Here is a 6322-nt window from a genome sequence, read left to right as displayed (position 1 = left end):
TTCCCATCCCGAACAGGACCGTGAAACGACTCCACGCCGATGATAGTGCGGATTGCCCGTGTGAAAGTAGGTAATCGTCAGGCTCCCCCAAAGCCAGAAACCCCACCGCCCAGCGGTGGGGTTTTTGCGTTTACGCGGCCGAAATCAAAAGCAAGATGCTCGACCGAGGGCAAACAATACGCGTGGCCGGACGGCGTTGCCGGCCACTGGCGAAAGTAGCCCGTTTATCGACGGCAACTACGTCGCGCATATGGCCAAACCTGACGCGCCAACCGCGCTCTCGTGTATTGAACACTTCAATGAGCGCCACCCGCGTAAAGCCCTGAAATCCGCTCGCCGCGCGAGTCCAGGCGTGCTGCAGCGAGTTCATAAACCTAACGGTGTCCGCATGTCCTGAATGACAGGGACGACAACTCCACCCATCTGCACTGAGTCATCTACGCATCCCATTTGCGCCACCTCGGCAAGCAACGCTTCGTCGCGCGCAATCACCTTGGGCAGATGCGAGCGCAAGAATTCGACCCACGTGCGCGTCTTCGCATCGATGAATTTGCGCGACGGATAGAGCGCATAAACGGTCGTCTTCTGCAGCGTATATTCTGGCAACACGCGAACCAGCGTGCCATCGCGCAACCCGGAAATGGCCGCGTAGAGTGGCACCATGCCGATGCCCATTCCTTCGCGGATCGCCACGATCAGTGATTCCGCGATGTTCACATGCACGGGTCCGTCGACTTCCATCAACTCACTGCCGTTCGGGCCGTCGAGCGTCCATTCATGTGGCGGAAACGCCGGCGTATGAAGGATCAGACATTCGTGATGCGCAAGGTCAGCCGGTTCTTGCGGCGCGCCGTGCGCGCGCGCGTAAGCCGGCGATGCGCACAGGATGCTGAACGTCGTCCCCAGCGAAAACGATATGAGGTCCGAATTCGGCAGCATCGACGCGCCGATCACGGCCACATCGGCGCTGCCCTCGAACAGATCGGGCATGCGCTGTGACAGCGTCAACTCGACAGTCACTTCAGGATATAGCTCGCGATAACGCGAAATAGCCGGCAGGAGGTAGTGCTGGCCGATGCTCGCAAAGCTATGCATGCGCAGCGCGCCGGTTGGTCGCTCGTGTGCGCAACTGGCTTCTTCTTCCGCGATATCGACATCCGCGAGAATCTGCTGCGATCGCTTCAGATAGCGCTCGCCGGCGGTGGTCAACGCAAGCCGACGAGTCGATCGATTCAGCAGGCGCGTGCGCAGGTGTGCTTCAAGTTCCGAGACCGCGCGAGACATCACGCCGGTCGTTGAATTGAGCGATTGCGCGGCCGCGGTGAAGCTGCCGGCTTCAACCACGCGCACGAACACTCGCATATTTTGTAGCGTGTCCATCAAACCTTCTGTTTCATGACCAGGATCGTATTTTCCGTCAGTCCCGGGGGACTATTGTTGTCTGTTTTGGAACAGATGTTCTGCACTCGTCGTCTTAATGCGTGCAACGGGGACTCCTACAATCGGCGCCTCGCCTGTCGGTGTCAGCGATTCTGCCCGGAGGCTCTCTCAGCGACCACGTGGGGTGCACTGTTTTCAGATGAAACCCGATCATGCGATCGAACCGTCGTCGGATTTCTTCGGTCCGCGCGGTGTCATGCGGCGACGACTCGGTCGAGCCAAACTCAATCGGGTCTTGCGTGACTGGGCCAGCAGCGACGGTCTGACCTGGCTTCATCTGCTGAAGACGGTAACCGCCGGGCTGCTGGCGCTGGGCATCGCGATGCTCCTCGATTTGCAGCAGCCGCGCATTGCGATGACGACGGTCTTTGTGTTGATGCAACCGTTCAGCGGCATGGTGCTCGCGAAGAGCTTCTACCGGATTCTCGGAACGGCGGTAGGGACCGCGGCCGCGCTCGTGCTCGGCGGGCTGTTCGCCCAGCAGCCCGAACTGTACATGCTCGGCATGATCGCGTGGGTGAGCGCCTGTATTGCTGCGGCGGTCCGGTATCGGCATTTCAGATGGTACGGTTTCGTGCTCGCCGGTTACACCGCCGCGCTGATCGGCATTCCGAACGTGACGACGCCCGAGGGACTGTTCCTCGCAGCACTCGCGCGCGCGGCGGAAGTGGCGGTTGGCATCGTGTGTTCGAGCGCGGTCAGCGCATTGCTGCTGCCGCAACGCTCGAGCCTGGCGCTACGACGTAACCTTCAGATCAGGTGCGCGGATTTTACTGCCTTTGCTGCCGATGTGCTCGCACGCGGGCTCGAGCGCCATCAGTTCGAACGGCGGTTCGCGGATTTCGTCGACGAAATCGCTGGCTTCGAAGCAACGCGTACGTTCGTCGGATTCGAAGACCCGGCGATGCGCTCGCGCAGTGCGCATCTGGCGCGCCTGAATAGCGAATTCATGGATGCATGCGCGCGTCTGCATGCGCTGAATCAGTTGCTCAAACGGTTGCGCGCGAGCGGCGCAGTGTCGATACTCGCGGCCATCGGTCCATACCTCGACGAACTCGGAGCCTTGTTCGAAGCACAAGCACCAGTTGAAGCAGGCGTCGAAGCCTCGCACGCAGCAGCCGATCTGCGCCTCTTTCGGGCAAGCCTGCCACGCCGGGTACGCGAAACGAGGCGGCCCCTCGAAGCCGCGTCCGCGGAATCGCTTGCGGACTTCGACACGGCAGCCGAATTGCTGTATCGATTCGTGGGCGAATGGATGAATTATTCGCAAACCTATGCAAGCTTGTGGCGCAAATCAGAAAGTCGGCAGCAAAGCCTGCGACGCGGCTCGAGCCCAAAAAAGAGCGACTGCACGAGCAGACCGATCAGCCACACAAACCACTTCGCCGTATTGTTCACGTTTCTGCGCTCGGCTGTCGTCATCGGGATTGCCGGCGCGTTCTGGATCGCGACCAACTGGCCGAGCGGCGGCCTCGCCGTGATCGGCGCAACGCTGGTCTGTGCGTTGACGTCCACCGCGCCGAGGGCTACCAGGATGGCCATGCAGATGGCGATCGGCGCGGTGCTCGCGACGCTGACCGGCTACGTGTTCATGTGCTACGTGTATCCCAACATCGATGGTTTCCCGCTGCTTTGCGCGGCACTCGCGCCGGTGCTCGCACTCGGCGCATTCATCGCGACACGGCGCGGCGCAGCGGGGTTTGGCATCGGCTTTTCGGTGTTCTTCTGTCTGCTGGCCGGACCGGATAACGTCGCCACCTACGTGCCTGATCTGCTGATCAACAACGGCATCGCGCTGACCGCGTCGATGCTGCTCGCGGCTGTTGCATTCGCGGTGGTCTTTCCCGCCGATATGCGCTGGCTGATCGACCGGATCATGGGCGACCTGCGGGCGCAAACGGTATCGGCATGCAAGGAGGCTCTGCCGGGACTGAACCGACGTTTCCAGGCGGGCACGCACGATCTGACTTCACAACTGCGCGTGCTGCTGACGCACCGTTCGCGACGACGGCGTGACGCACTTCGCTGGATGCTCGCGACGATCGAAGTAGGTCACGCCGTCATCGATCTGCGCAACGAAGCCGCGCGCGCGGATTATGCCGACATCCTTCAGCCGCGCTGGCGCAGCGTGATCGAACACACCTGCGACGATCTCGCCCTGCTTTTCGAACGCCCCAGTCGCGGTTCGCTCGAACGCGCACTCGTCGCCGTGCGCTCGGCCACGTGGCTCGCGCAAGACATGCTGCGGACCGTGCATGCCGAGCGCGACCGGCGTCACGATCTGCAGCGCATCCTGAGCTGTCTGCACTTCATTCGTAGCGCGTTGCTCGACAAGGACGCGCCGTTCAATCGTCGCTGACCAATGCTTCGTGGATTCTTCTGCCATATGGAAAGATCTCTTCCGGGCGGCCCCGTTAATCCGCGTTGATGACGGTCATATAGTGCCGTCACTGCCTCGCAGTAGGCGTCGCAGCAGTTGTAAGCCCTGGAGAATGAGATGAAAGTCTTGAAGTTGGTCCTGATCGCCTGTTCTTTGTCTACCGCTGCCGCCGCCTATGCACAGACGGCGCCGGTCGCGCCGGAGCAGCAGGTTGCGCAAGCGGATAGCCAGCGCGCCGATAAGGGTGCCGCGCGCAAGCATGCGGAAGCGCCGAAAGCGAAAGCCGACGAATGCGTTGGCCCGATGAGCTTCTGCAACATCTTCTTCGGCAGCTGAGTCCGGCTGCTTCACGCGCAACACCTGTCGCGGACCTGTCACGCGACCCAACACCTGCTCGCGACGCCGTCCGATCGAGACGCCGCAGCGGGTGCGGCTACCGCCTATTGAGCGAAGCACACCGCAGACGTGCGCACCAGTAGACGGAGCTGGCGACTATGGAGAGACTCCCTTTCATGTACGAAGACCGAATTCGCTGCACCGCCCTGCGCGGAAAAATCACCACGGCCGCCGACGCGGCGCTTCTGATTCACGACGGCATGCGCGTTGGCACAAGCGGTTTCACGCGCGCGGGCGACGCGAAAGCGGTGCCGGTCGCGCTTGCCGAGCGTGCGCGCCAGTTGGGCGAGCCGCTGCGCATCACGCTGATGACGGGCGCCTCGCTCGGTCATGACGTCGACCGCATGCTGACCGAAGCGCACGTGCTCGCGCGCCGTTTGCCGTTTCAGGTGGACAAGACGCTGCGCGACGCAATCAATCGAGGCGAAGTGATGTTCGTCGATCAGCATCTGTCCGAGACCGTCGAGATGCTGCGCGCGAACCAGCTCGGCAAACTCGATGTCGCGATCATCGAGGCCGCCGCGATCACGGAAAGCGGCGGTATCGTGCCGACAACTTCAGTCGGCAATTCGGCGAGCTTCGCGATTCTCGCGGACAAGGTCATCGTCGAGATCAATCTTGCGCAGCCACTCGAACTCGAAGGCCTGCACGACATCTGGATTCCGGGGCGCCGGCCGCATCGCGAGCCGCTGCCGATCGTGCGCGCGCAGGATCGCGTCGGCACACCCGCGATCGAGATTCCGCCGGAGAAAATCGCGGCGATCGTGATCACTGACATGGCCGACAGCCCGTCCACCGTGCTGCCCGCGGATCGCGAAACCGCGTTGATCGCCGGCCACTTGATCGAATTTTTCCAGCACGAAGTCACGCGTGGCCGCATGCCGAAGCAGTTGCCGCCGTTGCAGGCTGGCATCGGTACGATCGCCAACGCGGTGCTGGCGGGCTTCGTCGATTCGCCTTTCGATGTGTTCGAAATCTATTCAGAAGTCTTGCAGGATTCGACGTTCGATCTGATGGACGCCGGCAAGGTCGCGTTCGCGTCCGGCGCGTCGATCACGTTGTCGGCTGCACGGCAGGCGCAGGTGTTCGGCGATATCGAACGCTATCGCGACCGGCTCGTGCTGCGTCCGCAGGAAGTCAGCAACCATCCCGAGGTGATTCGGCGGCTCGGTCTGATCGCGCTCAATACTGCGCTCGAATTCGATATCTACGGTAACGTCAATTCGACGCATGTCGGCGGCACGCACATGATGAACGGCATCGGCGGCTCGGGCGACTTTGCGCGCAATGCGTCGTGCGCGGTGTTCGCGACCAAGTCGACCGCGAAGGACGACCGCATCTCGAGCATCGTGCCGATGGTGCCGCATTGCGACCACAACGAACACGACGTCGACGTCGTCGTCACCGAGCAAGGTCTCGCCGACCTGCGCGGCCTCGCACCACGCGAACGTGCGACGCTGATCATCGAGCATTGCGTACACCCGCGCTATCGCGAACTCTTGCGCGACTACTACCGCGATGCGTTGCGTTGGGGAGGGCAGACGCCGCATTGCCTCGATCAGGCGTTTGCATGGCATACGCGGCTGCGCGATACCGGCTCGATGCTGCCGGCCTGACCCGCAACGGCCGCAGCGCCCACAATCGCCGCGATAAAAGCAGCAGAAACAGGCAACAAAAAAGCGCCAGCGGCACGAGCCCGCTGGCGCTTGATGAAATCGAATGCTGTGCTCAGGAGCCTCGTCGCACGAGCCGGATAATAAACAGCAGAATGACCGCGCCGATCACCGCGGTGATGATCGAGGCGATCCAGCCGCTGCCGATCGAGATATGCAGCACGCCCGCGAGCCAACCGCCGATGAACGCCCCGATGATCCCGACGATGATGTCGACGATCAGGCCGAAGCCGCCACCCTTGACCAATACGCCCGCGAGCCAGCCAGCAATCGCGCCGATGATGAGCCATGCAATGATGCCGTGTTCCATATTCGAGACTCCCTGGTTGAGTGTGAACAAATCACGGTGACAGAGCTTAGTCGAAGGTTATGGGACGGTCCACGTTCGGGACGCGGAATTAACACTATCTGAATCTGCTGCAAGCTAAGTGTA

General features: G+C 61.8%; 5 protein-coding genes and 1 pseudogene. 4 read left to right on the top strand and 2 right to left on the bottom strand.

Annotated features, from left to right (window positions below; genetic code table 11):
- Positions 1-235: 235 nt before the first annotated feature.
- A pseudogene (locus tag AB3X96_RS24140) lies at positions 236-372 on the top strand (IS3 family transposase); the annotation flags it as partial.
- Here the strand turns inward: AB3X96_RS24140 and AB3X96_RS24135 are convergent.
- The gene (locus AB3X96_RS24135) at positions 367-1380 is read right to left on the bottom strand and encodes a LysR family transcriptional regulator (RefSeq protein ID WP_368591704.1); all 1014 of its coding nucleotides are present in this window, start codon (positions 1378-1380) and stop codon (positions 367-369) included. The pseudogene AB3X96_RS24140 and the gene AB3X96_RS24135 overlap by 6 nt on opposite strands.
- 199 nt (positions 1381-1579) lie before the next feature.
- Here AB3X96_RS24135 and AB3X96_RS24130 point away from each other — a divergent pair, with 199 nt between their 5' ends.
- From AB3X96_RS24130 to AB3X96_RS24120, 3 genes are all read left to right on the top strand, one after another.
- A complete protein-coding gene (locus AB3X96_RS24130; RefSeq protein WP_368591703.1) occupies positions 1580-3799 on the top strand; it encodes an FUSC family protein in 2220 nt (739 codons plus the stop codon).
- A gap of 138 nt (positions 3800-3937) precedes the next feature.
- Positions 3938-4156, top strand: coding sequence for a hypothetical protein (locus AB3X96_RS24125; RefSeq protein WP_368591702.1), 219 nt, complete (start codon positions 3938-3940; stop codon positions 4154-4156).
- A gap of 176 nt (positions 4157-4332) precedes the next feature.
- The gene (locus tag AB3X96_RS24120; RefSeq protein ID WP_368591717.1) at positions 4333-5832 is read left to right on the top strand and encodes an acetyl-CoA hydrolase/transferase family protein; all 1500 of its coding nucleotides are present in this window, start codon (positions 4333-4335) and stop codon (positions 5830-5832) included.
- 112 nt (positions 5833-5944) lie between these two features.
- Here the strand turns inward: AB3X96_RS24120 and AB3X96_RS24115 are convergent, their stop codons facing one another.
- Positions 5945-6199: a GlsB/YeaQ/YmgE family stress response membrane protein gene (locus tag AB3X96_RS24115; protein ID WP_176105653.1), complete on the bottom strand. Its 255-nt coding sequence runs from the start codon at positions 6197-6199 to the stop codon at positions 5945-5947.
- Positions 6200-6322: the final 123 nt, after the last annotated feature.

Source organism: Paraburkholderia sp. BR13439, from assembly GCF_040948805.1.
GTDB lineage: Bacteria > Pseudomonadota > Gammaproteobacteria > Burkholderiales > Burkholderiaceae > Paraburkholderia > Paraburkholderia youngii.
This window is presented reverse-complemented; position numbering and strand designations above follow the sequence as displayed.